A 25,279-nucleotide genomic window follows, 5' to 3' on the forward strand; every position below is an offset into this window, starting at 1 on the left:
AGGCTCCCAAAGCGAAAAGAACAGCGGGCAATAGTGGCGTCAGGCGTGCCTTAAGGCAAGGCCTTCACCGGTTCGAGATAATGACATGTTATCGCATTGACGTATCCAGGGAAGCAGGAGATTGGTGAGTTGATTAATGTAGAACGTAAAAATAGCTTTCAACTGCGTATTTCACGCCGCTTGAAGGAAGAAACCTCTCACAACCTGGATATTTATCTATTCGTGCCTGGGGATCTTGGCCTTTCGACCCAGCTGATTTCGGAGGAGGCGTTCTACCACGCGGCGATTCAAGTGTCGCGTACCTACTACAGTGACGAATATCATCTGCCCTTGGTGCACAGCCGCCTGGCGAGCCGCAACCAGTTGGGCAGTGACTCCTATCGTCTAAGCCTCAGCCTTTATGCTTATCAATACGTTGGCGCCATGGAGCGCAATACGCAAGCGATGCTGGCTAGTGCGCGGGATATACGCCGAAGCGAAGATAAACATCAGGTCGACCAGGAAAGCGCCGATCGTCTGCGTGACCAGCTGCAGGAAACCAGTGATTTGAGTGAAAGCATTCTGAGGCGCCTGCGTCGCCATCCGCCCCGGGATGAACGACTGACCAAGTATTTCACCAACATTGATAATTATCTGTCGTGGTTTACCGAACAGCAGTTATTGGCGCTGGTGGCTCACATGCCCAGGGGCGGTGAGTTTACCCCTATCCGTCACCGGTTTGTGGCGATTTGCCAGCGTGAAGAAGCCTACCGGCGCGAGCAGGAATACAACGCCGAACGGGTGATGGCTGACCCTACCCGCATGTCGAATAAAATGCGTTTGCTGCGGCGCTTGATCGAATATCCCATTACCCTCAAGCAGCGGCCCCAGGAATTGGGCGGAGGTGAGCAAAAAGCCGTCAAAGCCTTGGCGACGGCTGTAGTGATGGCCTTTGTTTCGTTTGGCGTACTTCGTCTGCGCGATACCCTCGGCGATATTACCGCGTTGTTTGTGATTGCCATGGCCGTACTTTATGCCATGCGCGAAGTCTTCAAAGACGATTTACGTAATACGCTATGGCGCTGGCTGCGCCGTGGACGGCCTAAGTGGCGGCGCCAGTACGTCGACCCCAACCGCAATGTGTCGGTGGGGCATCAACTCGAATGGTTCGACTATAAGCGCTATTCATCCCTGGACGCTGAAATTCAGCAGTTGCGTCGCCGGACCGTGGCCCAGCGTGAGGAGGTGGTGCTGCATTACCGTTCACGCTCTCGGATGTCGCCGACCCGCTTCCTGAGTGGTTACGAACATACCCAGGAAAGCTTAACGCTCGATATCTCCATGCTGACCCGGCTGATGAGCAAGGGCAAGTACGCCGTCTATCGACTTAAAGAAGGCCAGGCCGTGCGTGAAAGTGTCGAGCGTCGTCATCTGTTCAACCTGGTCATTCGCGAAACCGGGAGCGAAGATCAGCCTTACCTGGCCCGCTGGAAGGTCGTGGTCAGCCGATCTGGGATTGTCGACGTAGAAAAAGTCGGGGAGAGCGGCACAGAGAAGGCCAGCGAATAAACTGCGCTAGATCAAAAAGGCGCCAACTAATGGGCGTCAGCATGGGCAACTGAAGAGCAGCGGGCTAGTCTGAGATATAGGGCTTTGCAAACTACGACGATAACGTCGCAAGGGCCCGTTGCCAGGAGGAGCACCATGCAAGCTATCGATATCATGACGCCCAAAGTGGTGAGTGTGGCGCCCGACACCGATGTGCGCGATATCGCACAATTGCTGCTTAGCCACCGTATCAGTGCTGTCCCTGTGGTGGATGGTGAGCATAGAGTGGTCGGGATTGTCAGCGAAGGCGATTTGATGCGTCGGTTAAAAGACGATGACGGCCACCCCCAGTCAGGTTGGTTGTCGCTTTTGGGGGCCGGCAAAAGTTCAAGCGGCTATGTGAAATCCCATGGTCGTAAAGCTCAGGATGTCATGACGCCCAACCCACTGAGCATTGAGGAAAACACGCCAATACACAGCATTGCTCGCCTGCTGGAAAAGCACCACATCAAACGCGTGCCTGTTCTGCGTGATGGCAAATTGGTGGGCATCGTCAGTCGCGCTAATTTATTGCAAGGCATTGCGAATGCCGTCGTGGGGCCAACACAGTCGCCCGCAGACGATCGACAAATTCGCGAAGCCATCCTTAACGACATTGAACGCCATACCGACGTGCGCGTCGAAAATATCAGTCTGATTGTCGATGGCGGCGGCGTGGAAGTCTGGGGGCTGGTTGAATCCCTTGAACAGAAAAAGGCCGTGACGGTGGTGGCAGAGAACGTTGCAGGGGTGACGCAGGTTGAAAACAACCTTGGCATGATGCCGCGTGGCGTGGGCTATATGTAGCCCTTGATTGTTGTGGTCGGCTCGCTAGTGGGCTGGTGCGACTTGCCAAAAGCCTGCTATCGCGGATAGCAGGCTTTTCCATACCTAGCTGACTGCCTCGATGGCTTTTTCCAGGCTATCAACACTGCGCTGGGTATGGTGTAGCTTATCGAGCCCGAACAGTCCAATCCGGAAGGTCTGGAAGTGGTCGCCCTCATCGCACATTAGTGGCACCCCGCCGGCCACCTGCACGCCAGCCCGGGCGAGCTTGCCAACCAGGCCGCTGTCGTCGGTGTAACACACCACCACACCCGGGGCCTCGAAGCCATTTGCCGCGACGCTTGCAAAGCCGTGGCGCTTGAGCATGGCGCGGACATCTCGACCGATCGCCTGCTGCTCCTCTTTGACCTTGCCAAAGCCGTAGTCACGCGTTTCCTGCATGATGTCGCGCAGCTGGCGCAAGGCATCGGTGGGCATGGTGGCGTGGTAGGCGTGCCCGCCGTTCTCGTAGGCCTGCATGATGCTGTGCCACTTTCCCAGGTCACAGGCAAAGCTGTTGCTCTGCGTCTCGGAAAGACGCTGGGCCGCACGGTCCGACAGCATCACCATGGCGCAGCAGGGCGAGCCGCTCCACCCCTTTTGCGGCGCGCTGACCACGACATCCACACCCAGCGACTGCATGTCCACCCACAGCGTGCCGGCAGCAATCGCGTCGAGCACAAACAGGCCGCCCACATCACGGGTCGCCTGGGCAACGGTCCGGATGTAGTCGTCCGGCAAGAGCATCCCGGCGGACGTTTCCACCTGAGGGGCAAAAACGACCGCTGGCTTTTCAGCACGAATGCGCTCAGCAACCTCGTCGGCGGGTACCGGCGCGAAGGGGGAGTGCGGGTCGTTGGGAGCTTCGCGCCGTGCTTTCAGCACGGTGTGCTGGTCGGTCAGTCGGCCCATCTCGATAATCTGCGTCCAGCGGTAGCTGAACCAGCCGTTACGAATGACCAGCGTCGGCTGGTCGACAGCGAACTGGCGCGCAACCGCTTCCATGCCGAAGGTACCGCTACCCGGCACGATGACAGCCGTATGGGCGTTGTAAACTTCTTTGAGCGTGGCGGAAATATCGCGCATCACGCCCTGAAACTGCTGCGACATATGGTTCAGCGAGCGGTCGGTATAGACCACCGAATATTCCAGCAGGCCGTCGGGGTCGACGTTGGGCAATAGTCCAGCCATGGCGTTCTCCAGTGTGTGATGCGCTCTCAATCGGCACATTTTGTCTTGTACAATCAGGTTTTCTTAAGAGTAAGAGTACGAGCAATAAACGCACAAAACCAGCCCACAAGGGGCTGGTCGTTAGAGATATACAGAGGGCGTTATCGCGCCGGCAGTTGCTCGGGGCCGAAGGCGTCGGGCAGCAGCGTGTCCATGGTGTAGGTCTTCAGCACCTCGCCTTCGCGAGAAAGCACCAGGATCTGCGTGTCGGGCGTGGCGAACTCGCGGATACGCTGGCGACAGTCGCCGCAGGGCGTACACAGATGCTCGCCGGGACCCATCACATAGACCTTGGCAAGTTCGCGTTGCCCGGCGGTTGCCATGGCGGAAATCGCCGAGGCTTCGGCACAGAGCCCTTTGTAGTGGGCCACTTCGACGTTGCAACCGGCGAACTGCTGGCCGTCCGGGCACTCCATCACGGCGGCCACTGGGTGGCTGGAATAGGGCGCGTAGGCATTGCCGAGCGCTGTCAGTAGTGTCTCAACCAGTGCCGAATCGACTTGGCTCATGGCGATTTCCTTGGTGTTGGCCTTCAGGTGCGCGCTGCGTCGTCGCGTAATACCGTGTCGAGCGCAATTGTCATCATGTCATTGAAGGTGGTTTGGCGGTCGGCGCTGGAGAGCGAGTCGCCTTTCAGAATATGGTCGGATACCGTGCAGATGGTCAGCGCCCGGGCGCCGAATTCCGCGGCCACGCCGTAGAGACCTGCCGCTTCCATCTCGACGCCGACAATGCCGTAGCGCTTGAGCATCTCGGCCATCTCGGTCTGCGGGTTATAGAACAGATCTGCCGAGAAAATGTTGCCGACTTTCACCGGCACGTTTTGCGCGTTGGCGGCGGCGACCGCGTGCTGGGTCAGATCGAAGTCGGCAATCGCAGCAAAATCGTGGTCGTTGAAGCGCATGCGGTTAACCTTGGAGTCGGTGCACGCACCCATGCCGATAACCACGTCGCGGACGTTGACGTCGTCGCGTACCGCGCCGCAGGAGCCGACACGAATCACGGATTTAACGCCGTAGTCGGTGATCAGTTCCTTGGCGTAGATCGAGACCGAGGGGATGCCCATGCCATGGCCCATGACCGAAATCTCGCGGCCTTTGTAGGTGCCGGTATAGCCAAGCATGCTGCGCACGTCGTTGACCAGGCGGACATCGTCCAGGTAGGTCTCGGCGATGAACTTGGCACGCAGCGGGTCGCCGGGCATCAGCACGGTATCGGCAAAATCGCCTTTCTCAGCATTAATATGCGGTGTCGCCATTGTAGGTTTCTCCTTTAAGCGGCGCTGGATAAAAAGCTTTCGCCATCGGCCATGGCTTCGAGCGCGAAGTAGTCGGCGAGCGTCTGGCCGATATCAGCAAAGGTGCCGCGTTCGCCCATGGGGCCGGGGGTGAAACCGGCGCCGCGTACCATGACCGGTACGTATTCGCGGGTGTGCTCGGTACCTTCCCAACTGGGGTCGCAGCCGTGATCGGCGGTAAGCAGCAGCAGGTCATCCTCGTTGAGCGCGGCGAACAGCTCGGGCAAGCGGGCATCGAAATGCTCGAGCGCGGCCGCATAGCCCGGCACGTCGCGGCGGTGACCGTAGACCGAATCAAAATCGACAAAGTTGGTCATGATCATGGTCGGGCGGTCGCTGGTTTCCTTGGCAGTGCGAGCTACCTCGCCAAGCGTCGCTTCCATCAGCGCGTCGTGACCGCTGGCCTTGACCTTGTGGGTAATGCCGCAGTGGGCGTAGATATCGGCAATCTTGCCGATCGACACCACTTCGCCCCCTGCTTCGGCGAGCTTTTGCAGCACCGTAGGCGTGGGGGGCTCGACGCTGTAGTCGCGGCGATTGCCGGTACGCGCAAAGTCGTCGCGGTCATTGCCGACAAAGGGGCGGGCGATCACGCGGCCAATGTTGTAGGGCTCGAGCAGACCGCGCACGGTTTCGCATAGTTCATAGAGCCGTTCGAGGCCGAAGTGCTCCTCGTGGGCGGCAATCTGAAACACGGAATCCGCCGAGGTGTAGACGATGGGCTTGCCCGTGGCGACATGCTCTTCGCCCAGGCGGGCGATGATCTCGGTGCCCGAGGCGTGGCAGTTGCCGATCACGCCGGGCAGGTTGGCGGCATCGACAATCCTGTCGAGCAGCTCTGTCGGGAAACTGTCGGTTTTATCGAGGAAGTAGCCCCAGTCGAAGCGAACGGGCACGCCGGCAATTTCCCAGTGGCCCGACGGCGTATCCTTGCCGCTGGAAATCTCTTTAGCGTGGGCGTAGGCACCTGTCAGCGTATCCGGCAGGTCAACGCCCTCGGCGACTTTTCCCGTGGCATCGCGGTGGGCGTGAAACAGGCCGAGTTTTGCCATGTTGGGCAGTTTCAAAGGGCCTGAGCGCTCGGCGGTATCCGCTTCGCCGCGGGCGCAGGCGGCGGCAATATGGCCCAGGGTGTCAGCCCCCTGGTCGCCGAACTGGTTGGCATCCGGCGCGCTGCCGATGCCGAATGAGTCGAGGACAACAACAATGGCGCGGCGCATCAGGCTTCTCCTCTGAAGGTATCTTGAAGTAGCGTATCGGCGGTCGCGGGGGCGTCACCCAAGGTGACCGCAGCGCGAAGCTGGGCGGCGGCAAGGGCGGCGGCGTCTTCGCTGTTGGCGTGAACCATGGCGATGGGGTGTTGGCTATCAACACGGTCGCCGATTTCGGCAATGTCGCTGAAGCCTACGCTGTGGTCGACGTTGGCGTCGTTACGCAGGCGTCCCCCGCCGAGTTCCACCACGCTCATGCCGACGGCACGAGTGTCAATGCGCTGGATGATGCCTGATTGTTCGGCATACACTGGCTTGACCACGTCGGCTTTGGCCAGGTAGTGATCCGAGCGCTCCATGAAGTCGGCAGGGCCACCAAGCTCGCTCACCATGCGGGCAAAGACCTCGGCCGCCGCACCTGACGTGAGGGCTTTTTCAAGCTTGGTCAGCGCTTCCTCGCGGCTATTGACCAACTTGCCCGCCATCAGCATTTCCACCGCCAGTTCGCGGGTTACCTGCATCACCCGACTGTTGGAGCGTTCGCCGCCCAATAGCGCCAGGGTTTCGACGATTTCGACCGCGTTACCGGCGCAGGGAGCCAGCGGCTGGCTCATGTCGGTGAGCAGGGCGGTGGTAGGTGTGCCCGCCTGTGTAGCCACGTTGGCAATGCTCTTGGCCAGTTCGCGGGATTTTTCCGGCGTGGGCATGAAGGCGCCGCTGCCGACTTTGACATCCATGACCAGGGCATCCAGGCCGGAGGCCAGCTTTTTGCCCAGGATAGAGGCGGTGATCAGCGGGATGGATTCCACTGTGGCGGTCACGTCACGCACACCGTAGATGCGCTTGTCCGCTGGAGCGAGGTTGCCGGTCTGGCCGATGATCGCCACGCCAGTGGATTTGACCACATCGCCGAAGCGCTCCGGGGCGGGGTAGGGGTTATAGCCGGGAATGGATTCCAGCTTGTCCAGCGTGCCGCCGGTGTGGCCCAGGCCGCGGCCGGAAATCATCGGTACGAAAGCGCCGCAGGCGGCGACCCAGGGGCCGAGTACCAGAGAGACCAGGTCACCCACGCCGCCGGTGGAGTGCTTGTCGACGATCGGGCCCGGCAGGTCAAGCGAATCCCATTGCATGACGTGACCGGAGTCACGGGTGGCGGTGGTCAGCGCGACGACTTCCTCACGGCTCATGCCGTTTAAAAACACCGCCATGGTAAAGGCGCCAATCTGGGCATCACTGATACGGTCATCGGCAATGCTCTGAACAAAGGCCTTGATTTCTTCTGCCGGCAGCGGCTGGTTATCGCGCTTGAGGCGAATCAGTTCTTGCGGGAGCATGTTAGTAGCCTCCGTCATTACGCGAGAGCGACGCGGTCTGCGGGTTGCCACTCAGGGTATTGAGCAAGTCCCCCAGCAGGCTGGACGCACCAAACCGGAAGTGGCGTGGCGAGATCCACTGGTCCCCCATGATGTTGGCGGCGAGAGCCAGGTATTCGGCGGCCTCTTCGGCTGTCTTGACGCCACCTGCCGCCTTGAACCCGACATCCTTGCCGCTGGCTTTGATCGCCTGGAGCATGATCTCGGCGGATTCCAGCGTTGCGTTGACCGCCACCTTGCCGGTTGAGGTCTTGATAAAGTCGGCGCCGCCTTCAATGGCCAGCTCGCTTGCCCGCTTGATAAGCGCAGGCTCTTTAAGCTCGCCGGCCTCAATGATGACTTTCAACAGCGCCTGGCCACCGCAGGCCGCATGGCACATTTCCACCAGCTCGCGGCCGGTCTCTTCGTCGCCCGCCATGAGGGCGCGGTAGGGGAAAACGACATCGACTTCATCTGCCCCGGACGCGACGGCTTCACGGGTCTCGCGGGCGGCGCCCATGATGTCGTCACCGCCGTGGGGAAAGTTGGTGACCGTGGCAATTTTGACGTCACCGTTGAGCTCGTGGGCGGTGAGGGCGCGACGCGCGGTCACGACGAACTGGGGGTAGACGCATACCGCCGCCGGGTAGCCAAAGGGAGTTTTTGCCTTTTTGCACAGCGATTCGGTGGACGCATCGGTGTCGGTATCGTTGAGACTGGTCAAGTCCATTAGTGAAAGCGCCTGGCGCGCGGCAAGGGTCACGTTAATCGAAGCGGTCATGGACATCTCACACAGTGGTAGGGTTAATCATTAACTGAAAAAAACGGGCACTGCCGTATAAGACAGCAGCGCCCGGGATTATAGCCGTATGTCGCGTTCAGCTAGCGGCGCTGCCCAGGGCAAGGAAGAAGCCCGCAATCGACGCCGACATCAGGTTGGACAGTGTACCGGCCAATACCGCCTTGACGCCAAACCGGGCGATTTCCTTGCGACGGGTGGGGGCGATGCTCCCCAGGCCGCCGAGCAGAATCGCAATCGACGACAGGTTTGCGAAGCCGCACAGGGCAAAGGAAAGAATCGCCATGGTGTGCGGCGTCATGGCCTGTCCGGTTGCCGCGACCATCTGCTCGCCCTCGATATAGGGCGCCAGGTTGATATAGGCGACAAACTCGTTGACCACCAGCTTCTGGCCGATGAACGAGCCGGCAAGCGTGGCCTCTTCCCAGGGCACCCCGAGCAGGAACGCCAGCGGGGCAAACAGCCAGCCCAGGATCCACTCAAGGCTCAACGATTCGAAACCTACCCAGCCGCCGACACCGCCCAGAATGCCGTTGATCAGGGCGATCAGCGCGATGAAGGCCAGCAGCATCGCGCCCACGTTGGCCGCCAGCATCAGGCCGGAAGTGGCGCCAGACGCTGCAGCGTCGAGGACGTTGCTGGGCTTGTCCGATTGTTCGTCAAGCTCCTCCTCTACCTTGGAAACGCTGTCGGCATCTTTGGGATCCTGGGTTTCCGGCATGATCAGTTTAGCAAACAGCAGGCCGCCGGGGGCCGCCATGAAGGAGGCGGCGACCAGGTATTCCATGGGAATGCCCAGGGCGGCGTAGCCCGCGAGCACCGAACCGGCGACGGAAGCCAAGCCGCCGCACATCACGGCAAACAGCTGGGAAGGCGTCATGCGGGCGATAAACGGACGCACCACCAGGGGCGCTTCGGTTTGGCCGACAAAGATGTTTGCCGTAGCGGAAAGCGACTCGGTACGCGAGGTGCCCAGCGCCTTCTGCAGCGCGCCACCCAGGATGCGGATCACCCACTGCATGATGCCGAGGTAGTAAAGCACCGCGATCAGCGAAGAGAAGAAGATGATGACCGGCAGTACCTTGATGGCAAAGACAAAGCCTACTGCGTCGGCATCGGCCAGGCCGCCGAACAGGAAGCTGATGCCGTCGTCGGCGTAGACGAGAATCTGGCTGACCCCCGCCGAAATGGTTTGCAGCACCGTCTGGCCAAAGGGGACATAAAGCACAAAGGCGCCAATACCCGCCTGAATGCCAAACGCGCCGAGCACCGTGCGCAAGCGGATCGACTTGCGATCGTAAGAAAAGATCAGGGCGATGGTCACCAGGGTGACCATGCCGACCAAGCTCATCAGGAGTGTCATAAGGAAATCCTTGGTGTCGCGTTAGGCGCTTTTACAGCAGGTTGAGCTTCACGGTGTAAATCATCGCATTCTGGTAGTTGTTGCGGGTACCCAGCTTCTCGTCAGAATACCGGTACTGGATGCCGGTCGTCACCAGTTCGGTCGGGTGCCACCACAGGCTGACGGCGCCATTGGTACCCACGCTGTCCGCCTTGCCGCCGACATAGTTCTGCTCCAGGTACTCATCGTCGCGACCAAAGGTCTGCTCGTGCCAGTTGGTCACGCCAAACTGCTGCCCGAACGCATTGAAATCGTAGCCTGCCACCCAGCCGGCCATGAAGCCGTTCGAACCGGTATAGGCATCGCTCTGCACCCGTGCGGCACCGATAAACGGCTTGAACCACAGGCCGTTATCGAAGCTGGTGATATAGCCGAGACCGAGGATCTGATCCTGCTCGCGGGCGTTGAAGCCGTAATCGCGGAAGTCGTACAGGTGGGCGTAAATGGATAGCGGGCTATCACCCAGATAGATATGCGAGGTGAGCTTGCCCGCCGTGCGGAAGTTGTCGGTGCCGCCGCTGGCTTCGTCGAACTGGTCGTTGGTGGGGTTCTCGAAGTCGAAGAAACCGTAGAATTCCCCCCATTCGTAGCCCAGGCCGCCCTCGATTTCGAGAAATAGAAAGTCGCTTTTCGCTGCATTGTTGGCGGTGCGCGCTTCGGTGCCGTCGGACCAGTCAAGGTAGTTGACCGATACGTTGGCAAACGACCAGATGGGGTCAAAGGTGTCCGCATTGGCGGTACTGGCGGCGCCGGCCATTAATATGCCAGCGCCGAACGCCGCGAGCGACGCACGTGAAGAGAAAGCGGTAGTAACGTGTGTGCGAGCAGTCATGAGAGCCTCAACAGATTGTTAGTGGCAGTTTTGATCCGCCTCGACGACGGACGTGAGGGCTGGCGTTTTGTTGTGATGTTAAAATTATAACATTTAGTGTTATTTTTCTAACGTGAATTTGCAAACCCTACCCCGTCAACGGTGTTTAAATGAAAAACGGCTGACATGCGCTTTAAAAGTTGCTGGTTCAATGGTAATTCCCTGTGTGCTGGCTCAGCATAAAGGATGCCCCGGCGGCAGGCGTCGAGGCGCTCAGCGATAACCTAGGCCCATCCAAACACAACAGGCCGTTACCAGGAGAAGCTGCCCATGAAAGACCGGAGTACGTTGCGCTTGGCAACCTTGCAGGAGGCACTTGCCAGCGGCGGGACGCTGCATTTGCGTGATGCGGCGGCGTTGTGCGGCGTGTCGGAGATGACCATTCGCCGGGATCTGAATGCCCACCCGCACGTGATCAGCCTGCTGGGGGGGCGTCTGGTCATGGCGCATACGCCAGGCGTAACGCCGGTATACGACCTGAACGAACAGCAGGCGAGCCATTATCAGATAAAAAGCCGCCTTTGCCAGCGGGCGCAGCGCTTTATCGAGGACGGCGATACGCTATTTGTCGACTGCGGTTCAACCCTGATGCCGCTGATGAATCAGTTGGGGGCGTATCGTGAGCTGACGGTCATCACCTATGCGCTTAACGTGGCCAATGCCGTGGCCCCGCTGCCTAATGTACGGCTGGTGCTGCTGGGCGGGTTGTTCTATGCGGCATCGCAGTCTTTCGCCAGCGATGCCATGACCGAATCCATCGAGCGATTGGGCATCAATAAGGCGTTTATTTCAGCGGCGGGAGTCGATGTGCAGCGCGGAGTAAGCTGTTTCCACTTCCACGAGGTGGTGCCCAAGCAGGCAGCGATGGCGGCGGCCATGCAGCGTCTGTTGGTCGTTGATGCCAGTAAATTCGGTGTGGTACGACCGGCGTACTTTGCGTCAGTGAGTGAGTTTGACGTCATTGTCACCGACGAGGAGGGCGCCCCGGCCTTGCTGCGCGATGCGCACAGCGCTCACCCGACGATCACTGCGCCATAGCCTCTAGCGTCGTTTTTTGGATTAAATTTGCCAAGTTACCTTTAAGCCGTGGACCAATCGTGGCAGAATCCGCGGCGTTTACCTGCGGCAAATCGTCTCTTCTCTTCTGCGTCATTGATGCGAGAATAGCCTTCGTCTGCGGTAACTGTGTTCGGTGTTAGCCTGCCGAACGATCCTCTCTCGCGATCAGACGTCGACGTTAAGCACCTGCTTATCGACTGCGTTTGCTCAAGAGATTTTGTTAGCTCGCTATCCAGAATGGCAGCTTGTTTACAATGTTTGCCTCCCAGCCCTGACGAGGTCGTAACATGAGAAAAAACCTCTACGCCAAAGCGGCAGGTATTCTACTGTTGCTTTCTTTATTTTTATTGCTGGGTGGTTGTAGCTCGGCGCTGATGGATCCTAAGGGTCAGATCGGCGAAGAGCAACGCACCCTGATTCTGACAGCCTTTGGCATTATGCAGATCGTCGTGCTTCCCGTTATCGGGATGACGCTGTTCTTCGCATGGCGCTATCGTCGCAGTAACCACAAGGCCGCCTACACGCCTGACTGGGCTCACAACACCTGGGTTGAAGTGGTGGTGTGGCTGATTCCATGCGTCATCGTTCTCTTCCTCGCGGGGTTGACGTGGTACACCTCGAACAGCCTGGATCCGCATAAGTCCATTGCTGAGGAAGGTGAAGAAACGCTTGAAATCCAGGCTGTGGCCATGGATTGGAAGTGGCTGTTCATCTATCCCGAGCAAGGCGTTGCCACGGTCAACGAGGTAGCGTTCCCCACGGATACGCCCGTACGTTTCCGGGTCAGCTCCGCGTCAGTGATGAATTCGTTCTTCATTCCTGAGCTTGGCAGCCAGATCTATGCCATGGCGGGTATGGATAACGACGTCCATCTGATTGCAGACGAGGAAGGCACTTACCCAGGTCGTTCTACCAACTACAGTGGTTCGGGCTTCTCGGGCATGACCTTTGACGCGCATGCGACATCGGAAGAAGGCTTCGATGAGTGGGTGGCAGAAGTCAAAGCGTCCTCCAAATCGATAAGCTTCGACGATGGCTATAACGAGCTGTTGAAGCCAAGCCGTAATCATCCGGTCGAGTACTTCTCTGAAGTATCGCCAACCCTCTATGACGACATCCTGAACGTTTACCACAGCGGTGAGCCTGTTGAGGTGTTGCCTGATGAGACCGGATACAAACATGCCAGTAGCGATCATCAAGAGCAGAACGGCGATATGGCGATGAACGCGGAGGCAGCGGAGTAAACTATGTTTGGAAAACTCGGTTTAGACTCGATCCCCTTTTACGATCCCATTATCGTATCGCTGATGATCATGACCGCCTTGGGCGGAGCGGTAGTGTTAGGGGGTGTTACCTACTTCCGCAAGTGGGGCTACCTGTGGAGTGAGTGGGTAACCTCGGTCGATCATAAAAAGATCGGGATCATGTATTTCATCGTGGCACTGGTGATGCTGATCCGCGGTATTGGTGAAGCGCTGATGATGCGTGCCCAGTTGGCGATTGCCTCTGGCGGGGCAGAAGGCTTCCTGCCGCCGGAGCACTACGACCAGCTGTTCACGACCCATGGCGTGATCATGATCTTCTTCGTGGCCATGCCCATGGTCATCGGTTTGATGAACCTGATCGTGCCGCTGCAGATCGGTGCGCGCGACGTCGCCTACCCGTTCCTGAACAACCTCAGTTTCTGGTTGTTTGTATCCGGTGCGATGATTGTCAACCTATCTCTGTTTATCGGCGAGTTTGGTACGACCGGCTGGTTGGCCTATGCACCTCTCTCGGGGATTGAGTACAGTCCCGGGGTCGGGGTCGACTACTGGATATGGGCGTTGCAGATATCCGGGGTGGGTACCACCTTGACGGGGATCAACTTCTTCGTGACGATCCTGAAAATGCGTGCGCCGGGCATGAAAATGTTCCGCATGCCGATCTTCACCTGGACGTCGCTGTGCGCCAACGTGCTGATCATCGCGTCGTTCCCGATTCTGACAGCGACGATTGCGCTGCTGACCCTTGATCGCTACCTGGGGATGAACTTCTTCACCAACGATCTTGGCGGCAACGTGATGATGTACGTCAACCTCATCTGGGCCTGGGGCCATCCTGAGGTGTACATCCTGATTCTGCCGGCCTTCGGCGTGTTCTCTGAAGTCGTGGCGACGTACGCCCGCAAACGGCTGTTCGGCTACCACACCATGGTATGGGCCACCGTCGCGATTACGATTCTGTCGTTTGTCGTGTGGCTGCACCACTTCTTCACCATGGGGGCGGGGGCCAACGTCAATGCCTTCTTCGGCATCATGACGATGATCATCGCCATCCCCACGGGCGTGAAGGTATTCAACTGGCTGTTCACCATGTACCGCGGCAGCATCGAGCTGTCCGTGCCCATGCTGTGGCTCATCGGTTTCATCATCGTCTTTACCATCGGTGGTATGACCGGCGTCATGCTGTCGGTGCCGGCCGCTAACTTTGTGCTGCATAACAGCCTGTTCGTTATCGCCCACTTCCACAACGTGATTATTGGCGGCGTGGTGTTCGGCATGATGGCGGGAATGTACTACTGGTTCCCGAAGGCGTTTGGTTTCAAGCTCGACGAAAAGTGGGGCAAGCGCAGCTTCTGGTGCTGGTTGATCGGCTTTCTGATGGCCTTTATGCCGCTCTACGTGCTCAGCTTCGATGGGGCCGTGCGTCGCATGTCGTCTTACGGACCCACTGAGTGGCAGCCGATGATGATCGTCGCCTTTATCGGCGCCTGCATCATCCTGATGGGTATCTTGTCGACCCTGATCATGGTGGCGGTCAGCATTAAGAATCGTCATAGCATGCAGTATGCCGACATGAGCGGTGACCCCTGGGATGGCCGTACCCTCGAGTGGGCAACGTCCTCTCCTGCGCCGTTCTACAACTTTGCGCATCTGCCGAAAATCAGCGGTATCGATGACTTCTGGCGCCAGAAGCAGGAAGGTCGTGATGCGATCAGCAGCGGTCCTTATCAGGACATCCACATGCCGCGGAATACTATTGCGGGACCGGTGATCAGTCTGTTCTCGATGATCTTTGGCTTTGCCCTGGTATGGCACATCTGGTGGCTGGCGATTGTCGGTGGTATCGGTATGTTTGTCGCCTTCATCGCACGCGTTGCCAATGACGACATTGATTACTACGTGCCAGCGGCTGAAGTCGAACGTATTGAGACTGCACATAAACAGCGCCTCGAAGAGTATCGGGAGTGGTTGAAGCAGCATCCCGAAGAAGCGTCTCATCTACAGGTCCGGATGCAGGGGTAACCATGGCGAACGAAGCAGTAAGTAACCACGACGATCACGCTCATCCCGAGACGCATGATCACCACGATACCGGCAGCATCAAGGTGTTCGGTTTCTGGGTTTACCTGATGAGCGATTTGGTGATCTTCGGAACACTATTCGCTACCTTTGCCGTGCTCCTTCGGGGCACGGCCGGTGGACCCGACGGCTCAGAGATCTTTGATCTACCACTGATTCTGGCCGGTACCTTTGCACTGCTGATCAGTAGTTTTACCTATGGGATGGCGGTGCTGGCAATGACCGCCGAGAAGGTCGACAAGGTCAAGAAATGGCTTTGGATCACCTTCGTGCTGGGGGCAGCCTTTATCGCCATGGAGATTTATGAGTTCCAGCATCTCATACATCTCGGCTATGGCCCTGATCGCAGCGCCTTCTTGTCTGCCTTCTTTACACTGGTTGGCACACACGGTCTGCACGTAACCTTCGGGCTGGTCTGGATCCTGGTGGTACTCTATCAGCTGCGTACCAAGGGTCTGAACGATATGACGCGTCCGCGTATTTTGTGTCTAAGCTTGTTCTGGCACTTTCTGGATATCGTGTGGATTTGTGTATTCTCATTCGTCTACCTGATGGGGGCTCTGTAATATGAAGGACTCACCCACTGCACACGGCAGCGTCAAGTCTTATGTGACGGGGCTGATTCTCTCCATCGTGCTGACCATTATCCCGTTCGCGGCGGTAATGAGCGGCGCGCTGAGCATGAATGCCACCGTCTGGACGATCGTGATCACTGCCGTCGCCCAGATATTGGTGCAGCTTGTGATGTTCATGCACATGGACACCAAGCAGGAAGAAGGCTGGAATTTCATGTCTTTCGTCTTCACCTTGATTATTCTCGGCCTGGTTGTTGGAGGTTCGTTGTGGATCATGCATCACCTGCACCTCAATCTGCACATCGGGTAACGTTTATGGCAAAGATGGGCGATTATTTCGCCCTCACCAAACCGGGTATCATTGGTGGCAATACCATTTCGGTGATGGGCGGCTATTTTTTAGCCGCCCGCGGCGATTTTGATCTGCTGCTATTCATGAGCGCGGTGGTGGGCCTGGCGCTGGTCATTGCGTCGGGCTGTGCCTTCAATAACGTGATCGATCGCGATATCGATGCGGTGATGAGCCGCACGCGTACACGGGCTCTGGTTCAGGGCCGCATCACGCCGTTTGCGGCACTTTGCTTTGCGACATTGCTGGGTATTGCCGGTTTTGCCGTGTTGGCACTGGGCACTAATGGTTTGACGGTGGCCCTCGCAGGCTTTGGCTATGCCATTTATGTTGGGGCCTATAGCCTTTACATGAAGCGCCACTCGGAGTTCGGTACCCTGGTGGGGAGCCTATCTGGCGCAATACCGCCGGTGGTGGGTTACTGCGCCGTGACGAACCAACTGGACGCAGGCGCACTGACGCTGCTGTTGATTTTCTGCCTATGGCAAATGCCGCATTCCTATGCGATCGCTATTTTCCGGATGGATGATTATCGCGCCGCTTCAATTCCGGTCCTGCCAGTCGTTCGCGGTATTGCCTCGGCTCGCCGCTACATCCTTGGCTATATTGTGGCGTTCATTGCCGCGTCATTGGCATTAGCGCTGGCTGGCTATGCCGGCGTTGGCTATCTGATCGTGGCATTGGTGATGGGAAGCTATTGGCTTTACCAAGCCGTGCAGGGCTATCACGGAAGCGATGATGTTCGCTGGGCCAGGCGCGTTTTTGGTGTATCGATTCTGGCGATTACGGCGCTTAGTGTTGCCATGTCGCTGGATGCCAGCCTGCTCTCGTTACCTCCGTTGTTAGACCGTTGGTTATGAAGTACGTCAGAAATTAGGCAGGAGTGCAATGCTCCTGTCTATACTGTCTATAAGCCCGATGCGGGTTTGACCGGCTATCCCGTCGGTTAGAATAAAAAGGACAGTAGGAGGCGTACCCATGCTGACACACGTCTGGGGCTTGATGGCCCACCCTCAGCGCGAATGGAAACAAATGCACGATGAGCACGAAACGGTGTTTCATCTTTATGCCCACCATGTGCTGATTCTAAGCGCAGTACCCGTAGTCTGTTCCTTCATAGGCACCACTCAGTTTGGCTGGGGACTCGGTGCTGAGCGCACCATTCAGTTGGGTTTGCTGGACGCCTTTTATGCGGGCATCGTTTTCTACCTGGTCATTCTGGCGGCCGTGTTTTTCATGGGCAATGTTATCCACTGGATGGCACAACGTTTTGTTGACCCCCCGAACCGTCGCCGCTGCGTAAAATTTGCAGGCTATGTCGCTACCCCCATGTTGCTCAGCGGCGTTGTGGCGCTTTATCCCATTGTATGGCTCTGCCTGCTGGCCGGTGTGATCGGACTTTGCTGGTCGGGTTATCTGCTCTACGTGGGGATACCGAACTTCCTGGATATCTCTGATGAGCAGGGGTTTATCGTTTCCAGCGCGACGTTGGCAATTGGGGTGCTGGTATTGGAGATGCTGCTGGCAGCGACGGTACTGCTGTGGGGCTACGGTGAGCGGATAATCCTGAGTATTCTGCAATAGCCAGTGTCGACATGCCTTCTGTATGTCTTCAGTCATTTAATGCCTGCCACCTCGTCGTCAACGATAAGGTGGCAGCTTGCGTTGGTGAGTCAGGCGAGTCGTTGACTGGCCTGAATGGCGGTGAGGGCAATGGTATAAACGATATCATCGACCAGCGCGCCACGTGAGAGGTCGTTCACCGGCTTGTTCAGGCCCTGCAGCATGGGGCCAACGCTGACCACCCGTGCGCTACGTTGAACGGCTTTGTAAGTGGTATTGCCGGTATTGAGATCCGGGAAGACAAACACCGTGGCCTTGCCCGCCACAGGCGAGTCAGGAGCCTTCTGTTTGCCGACGCTTTCGATCGCGGCAGCGTCGTATTGAAGCGGACCATCAATGAGTAAGTGTGGTGCGCGTTGCTGGGCAATGCGCGTCGCCTCGCGCACCTTGTCGACATCGGCCCCGGTACCTGAGTCGCCAGTCGAGTAGCTGATCATCGCGACGCGTGGTTCGATACCAAAGGCTTCGGCAGAACGGGCGCTCTGCAGGGCGATCTCGGCCAGCGTTTCAGCGTCCGGGTCGGGGTTCACGGCGCAATCACCATAGACCACTACCTGCTCCGGCAGCAGCATGAAGAATATCGACGAGACCTGATGATATTCTGGCGCGGTTTTAATCAGTTGGAACGCAGGGCGTACGGTATTGGCCGTAGTGTGTATCGCCCCTGATACCAAGCCATCGACTTCATCCAGCTGCAGCATCATGGTGCCGAGCACGACATTGTCCTGCAACTGGGCCTCGGCGGTTAACTCGTTGAGCTTGCCGCGCCGGCGGTCGACCATGGGCGCGATGTAATGTGCGCGGGTGCTTTCCGGGTCGATGATGGTCAGCTCTTCTGGCAACGTCAGGCCGCGGTTGCGGGCGATGTTGTCAATGTCATCGCGTTTACCCAGCAGCACACAGTTGGCGATGCCGCGGCGTTGACAGATAATCGCTGCTTCGATGGTGCGTGGCTCGTCGCCTTCAGGCAGCACAATACGTTTCTTGGCGTGCTGGGCGAGCTTGACCAGTTGGTGACGAAACGCCGAGGGCGAAAGACGATGCGTGTAGCCGCGACTGAGATGGGTCTTTAACCATTCCAGGTCGATGTGAGCTGCGACATAACGGGCCACCTTCTCTGCGCGCTCGAAATCGTCCATGGGAATTTCGTTACTCAACTGGCTCAAGTTCTGGGCGGTGGTCAGGCTGTCGGTATCGACGGCGAGCACAGGGAGGCCGGTTTTCAGTGCTGGTCGACACATTTCAATCATGTTGTCGTTAGGCATAAAGCCATTGGTCAGCAGTACGCCTGCCAGCCGAGTGCCGTTCATGGTGGCAAGCGCAGAAGCCAGTATCACGTCGTCGCGGTCGCCAGACGCCACGACCAGGCTACCCGGCGTGAAAATATGCAATGCATTGGCGGCACTTCGGGCGCATAGGCTGGTGGAAAGCACCCTGCGACTGAGGGCCTCGCCTTCGTTCAGCATCTTTGCCTTCAGTGCCCGTGCGACATCCAGCGTGCGCGGTGCGCTGAGGGCGTTGCTGTAAGGGACAACGCCAATCAGGTGAAACTTGTCAGTCGCCAGAGCAGGGGAATACTGGCGGAGTTCAGCGAGCACCGACTCTTCCAACTGAGGTTTAAAGGTGCCCGGCGCTGCAGAAAGATCATCGTCCTGGGCATAAGGTAAGTTTTTCATACGCATTAAAATGCCGCCCAGGGTACGGCTTGAACTGACGCCGCCAAAGCTGCGCGCGTGCATATCTAGCTGGTCCGCCAAGGCCTCAGGCTCATTTAAATCCCCGGTGCCGACCAGAATAATGCGTGCATTTAATGCATTGGCCAACTGTGCATTGGTCTGGGTGGCGTAGGTGGTGTGCTGGGTAGGGACGACGCCCTCGACCACCACCAGATCCAGTGCGCTGCCGTCGCGATAAGCCTGCTGGGTGACCTGATCGTAGAGCTCGATGACGTTTTCCATCAGCTCATCGGTCTGGTTGTCGCGCAGCAGGCGCTCCAGGCGGGTCTGGGAAATGGGCGAGGGCGGGCGCTGATTCAGCGCCCGGGACACCAGCGCCGTTGAGCGATCAAGGCCCGGGCCGTTCAACTCGTTCTGCATGAACGGTTTTAGGAAGCCCGCCTTGAGACCAATGGTATCCAGCGCTTGAATCAGCCCGAGACAGGCGGAGGTTAACCCGGCCCCTTCGCTGGTGGGCACAAGCAAAATGGCCTGAGGAGTTTCGGAGGGCGTATTCATGCTTGGGTCTCCAGGCAGTGGCGGGTTTCCAGAGCGATACGGGCTTCCTCATCGGTGGGGATGACCCATACTTCTGGGCCGCGATGACCGTCGCGATCCAGCGCGCCTTCCCGGCCGCGAACCGTGGCGTCGTTAGTCGCGTCGTCCAGCGCAAAGCCGAAGTGGGGCATCAGCTGAATCACCCGGCGACGCACCTGGGGCGAGTTTTCGCCGATGCCGCCGGTGAAGATCACGCCATCGAGGGTGGGAAGCGCGCAGGACAGGCCGGCCAGTGATTTGGCGATACGGTAGCAGAAAACCTCCACCGCCAGCGACGCCCCCGCGTGGCCCTGTTCGGCGGCCTGTTCGATTTCGCGCATGTCGTTGGTCAGGCCGGAAAGCCCCAGCAGGCCGCTCTGCTTGTTCAGCACGTTATCGATCTCTTCCAGCGACCAACCCAGCTGGCGGTGAAGATGCGCGTGCAGGCCGGGGTCGACATCGCCGCTGCGGGTCCCCATTACCAGGCCTTCCAGCGGCGTTAACCCCATGCTGGTGTCCAGGCTTTGGTGTTGCCACACGGCGCTGGTCGAGCAACCGTTGCCCAGGTGCGCTGTCAGCCAGCCGCCAGCTCCCCTGTCGCTCAATTCCCCGGCGCGCTGGCTAACAAAGGCATGGCTGGTGCCGTGAAAGCCGTAACGACGAATACCATGCTGGGTATAAAGCGCTTCTGGCAGCGCATAGCGGTAGGCGCGCGGCGGCAGGGTTTGATGAAAGGCGGTATCAAACACGGCGACCTGAGGAAGCGATGGAAAGACGTTTCGAGTCGCGGCAATACCGGTCAGGTTAGCCGGGTTATGGAGAGGCGCCAAGGCAGCGGTGGTTTCAATGGCGGCGATGACATGCTCATCAATCAGCGCCGCTTCTGTGAAATGTTCACCGCCATGAACGATACGGTGGCCCACCGCAGAGGGCAGTCGGCCTTCCAGATTATCCAGAATAGCGCTAATGGCTTCGGCATGGTCGGCGCCAGGCAGTGATTTGATAAAACGCTCACCGGCGTTATCGTTACCCTTTAGCTGTGCATCCGCACTGCCCAAACGCTCGACAATACCATCAAGACGTGCCGCCTTGGGGTCTGCATCAATCAGTGCGTATTTAATGGAAGAGGAACCGCAGTTAATGACCAGAACCGACGCGTTCATAGAGGCCTTCTGTCAATAGAGAGACAATGGGTTGATTAGACGTTAGTATAACATTATGTGAGGTTGGCGGTCAGTGCACCTATATCGTTAGCCTTCTAGCTACAATCCCGGCATGCTGGGTATGACCACCCTTCGTTTCATCATAAAAAGAGCCCGCTTCCAACATGCAATCCCCCTCGCTTCCGTCTGTTTTACCCCGTCACTTGGCCATCCTGCTGTTAATGACGGTGGCGACGATGTTCGCGGCCAACCACGTCTCGGCGCGACTGGCGTTCGATAATGGCACAGGGCTTTTGCTGGCGGTACTTACCCGCTCAGGTGTCGCCTGCTTGATTCTGGTTTGTCTGGTCGTTGCGCAAAAAAAGCGCCTCTGGCTGCCGCCGGGCACCTGGCCGTGGCAGCTTGCGGTCGGGCTCTGTATCACGGTGCAGAGCCTCTGTTTGTACTCGGCCGTGGCGCGCTTGCCCGTGGTCATTGCCCTGTTACTGGTGAATACCTTTCCGATCCAGTTGGCATTGCTGAGTTGGGCGTTAGGTGGGCCGCGACCCACGCTGCGCAGCTGTCTGATCATGGGCACGATTCTGATCGGCTTACTGGTGGTGCTCGATATTCCCGCCTGGTACGCCAATATAGACGATATGGGCCCCGGTTGGCTGGCGGGCATCGGCTTCGGTTTGACGGCGGCGTTTGCCTTCGCCTGTGCTCTCTGGACTACGGAGCACCGGCTCGCGAGAGTGGGGAGTACCCTGCGCAGCCTGCTCACCATGCAAACGGTGTTTATCGCCATGATCATCGGTGGCCTTACCGGCATTGTGCCCGGAGGTATGAGCTTGCCGGAAACTAACCAGGGCTGGATTGGGTTAGCGCTTTTGGGGTTGTTGTACGGCTCGGCATTTTCGACCCTGTTTATCTTTGTGCCTCGACTGAATATGGCGCGCAACGCACCGGTAATGAATATCGAACCCGTCGCTTCGTTAGTGATTGGTTACTTCGTCCTGGGCCAAATGCTCAGCCCCAGCCAACTGGTCGGTGGGGCGGTGGTCGTTGGGGGAATTGTGGTCCTGAGCTTGTCCCGTCGTCGCTAGCCTGCGCATGGCATACTCGCCGAGCACGCCCTTTACTGCCGTGGCATTTCTTAGTATCAGCACATTTTATCGGAGTTTGAGCCAAATTCCCCGCTCAACAAACTGATAGTGTGTAATTCAATAACTATTACGGGCAGCCAGCGAACAACCAAAAACCTTCTTGAAAAGGGGAATTACCATGTACAGGAAAAGCAAAATTGCATTAGCTATTGGGCTGAGCGCGGGATTGGCGACTACCGCTGCTACGGCTGAGACTAACTGGCGCATGGCGACACCGTGGAGCGGTGGGCCCTGGCTTGAGCGCGATGCTCAGATGTTTGCCGACCACGTTAATGACCTTTCAGGCGGGGAAATTGAAATCGAAATATTTCCTGGGGGAACGCTCGGCAGTGCGCTGAAAGTCACTAATTCAGTCAAATCGGGTGTTGCCGATATTAGCCATAATTATATCAACTACGATTATGGCACTGACCCGACCACAGCACTCCTGGCAGGACATTCCAGTGGTTTAACTCCCGAAGAGTTCATGATGTGGATGTACCAGGGGGGTGGCGTTGAACTCTACGAAGAGTATCGCCGGGATATGTTCGATGTTGTGGCATTCCCTTGTGCAATTCTGGGAACAGAGATATTCCTTCACTCTAATAAACGCGTTGAAACACTGGAGGACTTCCAGGGGCTGCGGCTGCGTACATCAGGGGCCTGGTCGGAACTTGCTTCACGCCTCGGTGCTTCGACAGTGGTCATGTCGGGTGGGGATATTTACAGTGCCCTTGAACGAGGGGTGATCGATGCGGCCGAGTGGGGGAGTCCTGAGATGAACCGCCCCACTGGTTTTCAAGAAGTTGCCCAATACGTGATCGTTCCGGGTGTTCACCAGTCAGGTGGCTTTTTAGAGTGCCAGGTGAATGAAGAGGTCTGGACCAGCCTTAGTGAAGACCAGCAGGATAACCTTCGCTTAGCGGGTAAGCTTAGTGTCTTTGAGTCTTGGCTAGCGAGTTCATATGATGATCTAGATGCTTACGAAGAACTTGTTAGTGGAGAGAATGAAATCGTCCACCTTGATCAAGACTTTATTGATACGATTTATGAAGAAACCGCTAAATGGGAAGACGAGTACGCTGAAGATAATGAATGGTTTGCTCGTGTTCTAGAGTCTCAAAGGGGGTTTAAAGAAACAATGAGTGCTTGGCCGGAGTATCGCCTGCCGATTGGTACCATGGGACGATAAACACCACGCTAAGTAAAAGAGAGGCCTTAGGCCTCTCTTTTATGTGTTTATACTTTCTAATTTTCGGACCAATGGATACCCGCTATGAAGCTTATAAACGCGATTGAGTCAATAACCCGATGGTCGGGGTGGCTAGGCGCTGTTTTGATATTTCCCTTGATAGGGGCTTTGGTGTTTGAAGTTTTCAGTCGCTATTTGCTGGGGCGTCCGACCTTATGGGCATTTGAAGTTAGTTATATGGTAATGGGGGCAATCTTTATGCTTGGCATGTCTAATGCCCTGCGAGTGCGGCAGCATGTCAGCGTAGACATTGTTTCTATGCAACTCAGTGAACGCGTAAAAGCTATTATCAATGCGATCGGTTATTTTCTTTTCCTTCCGCTACTTATTTGGCTTGTATGGGAGCTTTCGGCCTACGCCCTCCAAGCGTTTGAGACAAATGAACGGTCAGGGCGGTCCGCCTGGAATCCTGTTGTCTGGCCTATCTACACCGTGTGGTTTGTTGGTTTCTTATTTTTGGCCCTACAGGTACTTGCTGAGTTAATCCGGTCTGTGATGACGGCGCTTGGCCAAAAGCAGGTTGAGGAGGGTGACTCATGAGTAGTTATCTTGCACTGCTGATGTTTCCAGCGTTAATGGTATTTATCATTGCTGGGTTCCCTATTGCGTTCTCAATGATCCTGGTTGCCAGCGGGTTTGGTATTATTCAGTTCGGTGATGTGGCAGCTTATCAGCTACTTACCAAAATTGAAGATACAGCGTCTAACTCTATTCTGGCAGCTGTCCCATTGTTTATTTTTATGGGGGCAATGCTGGAACGTTCAGGTATTGCTGAACGCTTATTTGAAGCGATCCATATATGGACACGGCGCTTACCCGGTGGCTTAGGGGTTGGAGCGATCATCATGGGGACACTGTTTGCAGCTTCTAGTGGTGTGGTTGGTGCAACAGAAGCCGTTATCGGTATGCTCGCTATTCCTGTGATGCTCAAGCATCACTACAGTAAAAGCCTCATGTCAGGAACCATTTGCGCAAGCGGTTCGTTAGGTACCGCCATTCCTCCTTCTATCACTGTTGTAGTGCTGGGGCCTGTTGCTGGTGTATCGGTTGGATCGCTTTTCAGTGGTCTGTTAATACCAGGCTTTTTAATGGCCGTGATGTTTTTGGTTTACATCATCGGTGTTTCCTATTTCAGGCCGGAAATGGCTCCTCGTGTTGAGCAAGACGAACCAGAAATCAGCTGGCAAGAAAAAATGCGCATCACGTTGGTCGCTTTGCTGCCAACCATGCTGCTGATATTTACCGTCCTGGGGACTATTTTGATGGGGCTTGCCACACCGACTGAAGCTGCCGCCTGTGGTGCGCTAGGTTCGGTGGTTTTAGCGATTGCCTACCGCAATTTGACCCGAGATGTTTTATGGCAGTCCGCCATTAAAACGATGAATATTTCAGCGATGATATTATTGATCGTCATGGGCGGAAGTATGTTCGCTGGCGTGTTTTTCGCCTCTGGCGGTATGGCAACCGTACAGTCACTGCTGATGGACACAGGTTTAAACCCATGGATGATCCTGGGTCTTATTCTCCTGATTGCTTTTATTGCTGGTTTTGTACTCGACTTGATTTCAGTCGTGCTTATCATCATTCCAGTGGCGATGCCCATTGTAAGGATGTTGGGCTTTGACGAAATTTGGTTTTGCGTTGCCTTCCTCGTGGTATTGCAAACTAGCTATTTGACGCCGCCTTTGGCCCCCGCAATTTTCTATCTGCGAGCCATCACACCGCCGGAGGTTACACTCAAGCATATGTATAGAGGGGTTGTGCCTTTTATCATCGCGCAATTGGTTGTTCTGGCGCTAGTCCTTGCTTTCCCGGCAATTGCGCTCTGGCTTCCTGAGGCGATGAGCGGTCCTTCCTGGTAAGTCATTGACGTTCATCATCATGCCGCCCTAGGGCGGCATGTTTGTTGGGCTGTAATATTATTAATATTGTTAGCGCGCTAATTAAATGATAAGCTGACGCTGTCATTAACACGCTAATGAGTC

Annotated in this window: 23 protein-coding genes; 13 read left to right on the top strand and 10 right to left on the bottom strand. The window is 56.9% G+C overall.

The window, feature by feature from the left end; translation table 11 throughout:
- The first annotated feature begins 129 nt into the window (after positions 1 to 129).
- A complete protein-coding gene (locus QC816_RS01995; protein WP_309780690.1) occupies positions 130 to 1,548 on the top strand; it encodes a hypothetical protein in 1,419 nt (472 codons plus the stop codon).
- 135 nt (positions 1,549 to 1,683) lie between these two features.
- Complete coding sequence (locus QC816_RS02000) at positions 1,684 to 2,373, top strand: CBS domain-containing protein (protein WP_268902510.1); 690 nt, start codon at positions 1,684 to 1,686, stop codon at positions 2,371 to 2,373.
- Positions 2,374 to 2,457: 84 nt separating this feature from the next.
- Here the strand turns inward: QC816_RS02000 and QC816_RS02005 are convergent, their stop codons facing one another.
- The 8 genes from QC816_RS02005 to QC816_RS02040 form a co-directional block, all read right to left on the bottom strand.
- Positions 2,458 to 3,582 (bottom strand): aminotransferase class V-fold PLP-dependent enzyme, encoded by a 1,125-nt coding sequence (locus QC816_RS02005; protein WP_085918169.1) that lies wholly within the window; start codon positions 3,580 to 3,582, stop codon positions 2,458 to 2,460.
- Between the two features lie 140 nt (positions 3,583 to 3,722).
- The gene (gene cdd / locus QC816_RS02010) at positions 3,723 to 4,130 is read right to left on the bottom strand and encodes a cytidine deaminase (RefSeq protein WP_309780693.1); all 408 of its coding nucleotides are present in this window, start codon (positions 4,128 to 4,130) and stop codon (positions 3,723 to 3,725) included.
- A gap of 23 nt (positions 4,131 to 4,153) precedes the next feature.
- Positions 4,154 to 4,879, bottom strand: a complete 726-nt coding sequence (gene deoD / locus QC816_RS02015) for a purine-nucleoside phosphorylase (RefSeq protein WP_309780695.1) — start codon at positions 4,877 to 4,879, stop codon at positions 4,154 to 4,156.
- 14 nt (positions 4,880 to 4,893) lie between these two features.
- Positions 4,894 to 6,138: a phosphopentomutase gene (locus tag QC816_RS02020; RefSeq protein ID WP_309780697.1), complete on the bottom strand. Its 1,245-nt coding sequence runs from the start codon at positions 6,136 to 6,138 to the stop codon at positions 4,894 to 4,896.
- Positions 6,138 to 7,463 carry a thymidine phosphorylase gene (gene deoA / locus QC816_RS02025; RefSeq protein ID WP_309780698.1) on the bottom strand — a complete coding sequence of 442 codons (1,326 nt, stop codon included), beginning with the start codon at positions 7,461 to 7,463 and terminating at the stop codon, positions 6,138 to 6,140. Before deoA ends, QC816_RS02020 begins: the two co-directional genes overlap by 1 nt.
- Before the next feature lies 1 nt (position 7,464).
- Positions 7,465 to 8,268, bottom strand: coding sequence for a deoxyribose-phosphate aldolase (gene deoC, locus QC816_RS02030; protein ID WP_309780700.1), 804 nt, complete (start codon positions 8,266 to 8,268; stop codon positions 7,465 to 7,467).
- A 91-nt stretch (positions 8,269 to 8,359) separates the two neighbouring features.
- Positions 8,360 to 9,643, bottom strand: coding sequence for a NupC/NupG family nucleoside CNT transporter (locus QC816_RS02035; protein WP_309780702.1), 1,284 nt, complete (start codon positions 9,641 to 9,643; stop codon positions 8,360 to 8,362).
- A 31-nt stretch (positions 9,644 to 9,674) separates the two neighbouring features.
- Complete coding sequence (locus QC816_RS02040; protein WP_422823723.1) at positions 9,675 to 10,514, bottom strand: outer membrane protein OmpK; 840 nt, start codon at positions 10,512 to 10,514, stop codon at positions 9,675 to 9,677.
- A 309-nt stretch (positions 10,515 to 10,823) separates the two neighbouring features.
- Here QC816_RS02040 and QC816_RS02045 point away from each other — a divergent pair, with 309 nt between their 5' ends.
- The 7 genes from QC816_RS02045 to QC816_RS02075 all read left to right on the top strand — a co-directional run bounded on the left by QC816_RS02045 (position 10,824) and on the right by QC816_RS02075 (position 17,464).
- Positions 10,824 to 11,591 (top strand): DeoR family transcriptional regulator, encoded by a 768-nt coding sequence (locus QC816_RS02045; RefSeq protein ID WP_309780704.1) that lies wholly within the window; start codon positions 10,824 to 10,826, stop codon positions 11,589 to 11,591.
- A 308-nt stretch (positions 11,592 to 11,899) separates the two neighbouring features.
- Positions 11,900 to 12,856: a ubiquinol oxidase subunit II gene (gene cyoA / locus QC816_RS02050; RefSeq protein ID WP_309780706.1), complete on the top strand. Its 957-nt coding sequence runs from the start codon at positions 11,900 to 11,902 to the stop codon at positions 12,854 to 12,856.
- Between the two features lie 3 nt (positions 12,857 to 12,859).
- Positions 12,860 to 14,899 carry a cytochrome o ubiquinol oxidase subunit I gene (gene cyoB, locus QC816_RS02055; RefSeq protein WP_085918159.1) on the top strand — a complete coding sequence of 680 codons (2,040 nt, stop codon included), beginning with the start codon at positions 12,860 to 12,862 and terminating at the stop codon, positions 14,897 to 14,899.
- A gap of 2 nt (positions 14,900 to 14,901) precedes the next feature.
- The gene (gene cyoC / locus QC816_RS02060) at positions 14,902 to 15,522 is read left to right on the top strand and encodes a cytochrome o ubiquinol oxidase subunit III (protein ID WP_085918158.1); all 621 of its coding nucleotides are present in this window, start codon (positions 14,902 to 14,904) and stop codon (positions 15,520 to 15,522) included.
- Between the two features lies 1 nt (position 15,523).
- On the top strand, positions 15,524 to 15,841 hold the full coding sequence (gene cyoD / locus QC816_RS02065; protein WP_066316837.1) for a cytochrome o ubiquinol oxidase subunit IV: 318 nt from the start codon (positions 15,524 to 15,526) through the stop codon (positions 15,839 to 15,841).
- Positions 15,842 to 15,846: 5 nt separating this feature from the next.
- Positions 15,847 to 16,740 (top strand): heme o synthase, encoded by an 894-nt coding sequence (gene cyoE / locus QC816_RS02070; protein WP_309780710.1) that lies wholly within the window; start codon positions 15,847 to 15,849, stop codon positions 16,738 to 16,740.
- 118 nt (positions 16,741 to 16,858) lie between these two features.
- Complete coding sequence (locus QC816_RS02075) at positions 16,859 to 17,464, top strand: Yip1 family protein (RefSeq protein ID WP_085918156.1); 606 nt, start codon at positions 16,859 to 16,861, stop codon at positions 17,462 to 17,464.
- Positions 17,465 to 17,553: 89 nt separating this feature from the next.
- Here QC816_RS02075 and pta read toward each other — a convergent pair whose 3' ends face one another.
- Entirely contained in the window at positions 17,554 to 19,737 is a 2,184-nt protein-coding gene (pta, locus tag QC816_RS02080; protein ID WP_309780712.1) for a phosphate acetyltransferase, read from the bottom strand.
- Positions 19,734 to 20,918, bottom strand: a complete 1,185-nt coding sequence (locus tag QC816_RS02085; protein ID WP_264823488.1) for an acetate/propionate family kinase — start codon at positions 20,916 to 20,918, stop codon at positions 19,734 to 19,736. The genes pta and QC816_RS02085 overlap by 4 nt, the downstream gene beginning before the upstream one ends.
- 164 nt (positions 20,919 to 21,082) lie before the next feature.
- Here QC816_RS02085 and QC816_RS02090 point away from each other — a divergent pair, with 164 nt between their 5' ends.
- From QC816_RS02090 to QC816_RS02105, 4 genes are all read left to right on the top strand, one after another.
- On the top strand, positions 21,083 to 22,003 hold the full coding sequence (locus tag QC816_RS02090) for an EamA family transporter (protein ID WP_085918153.1): 921 nt from the start codon (positions 21,083 to 21,085) through the stop codon (positions 22,001 to 22,003).
- A 178-nt stretch (positions 22,004 to 22,181) separates the two neighbouring features.
- Positions 22,182 to 23,234: a type 2 periplasmic-binding domain-containing protein gene (locus tag QC816_RS02095; protein ID WP_085918152.1), complete on the top strand. Its 1,053-nt coding sequence runs from the start codon at positions 22,182 to 22,184 to the stop codon at positions 23,232 to 23,234.
- An 84-nt stretch (positions 23,235 to 23,318) separates the two neighbouring features.
- Positions 23,319 to 23,834 (top strand): TRAP transporter small permease subunit, encoded by a 516-nt coding sequence (locus QC816_RS02100; RefSeq protein ID WP_268902503.1) that lies wholly within the window; start codon positions 23,319 to 23,321, stop codon positions 23,832 to 23,834.
- A complete protein-coding gene (locus tag QC816_RS02105; protein ID WP_268902502.1) occupies positions 23,831 to 25,156 on the top strand; it encodes a TRAP transporter large permease in 1,326 nt (441 codons plus the stop codon). The genes QC816_RS02100 and QC816_RS02105 overlap by 4 nt, the downstream gene beginning before the upstream one ends.
- Positions 25,157 to 25,279 lie beyond the last annotated feature (123 nt).

Source organism: Vreelandella janggokensis, assembly GCF_031451615.1.
GTDB classification, from domain to species: domain Bacteria; phylum Pseudomonadota; class Gammaproteobacteria; order Pseudomonadales; family Halomonadaceae; genus Vreelandella; species Vreelandella janggokensis.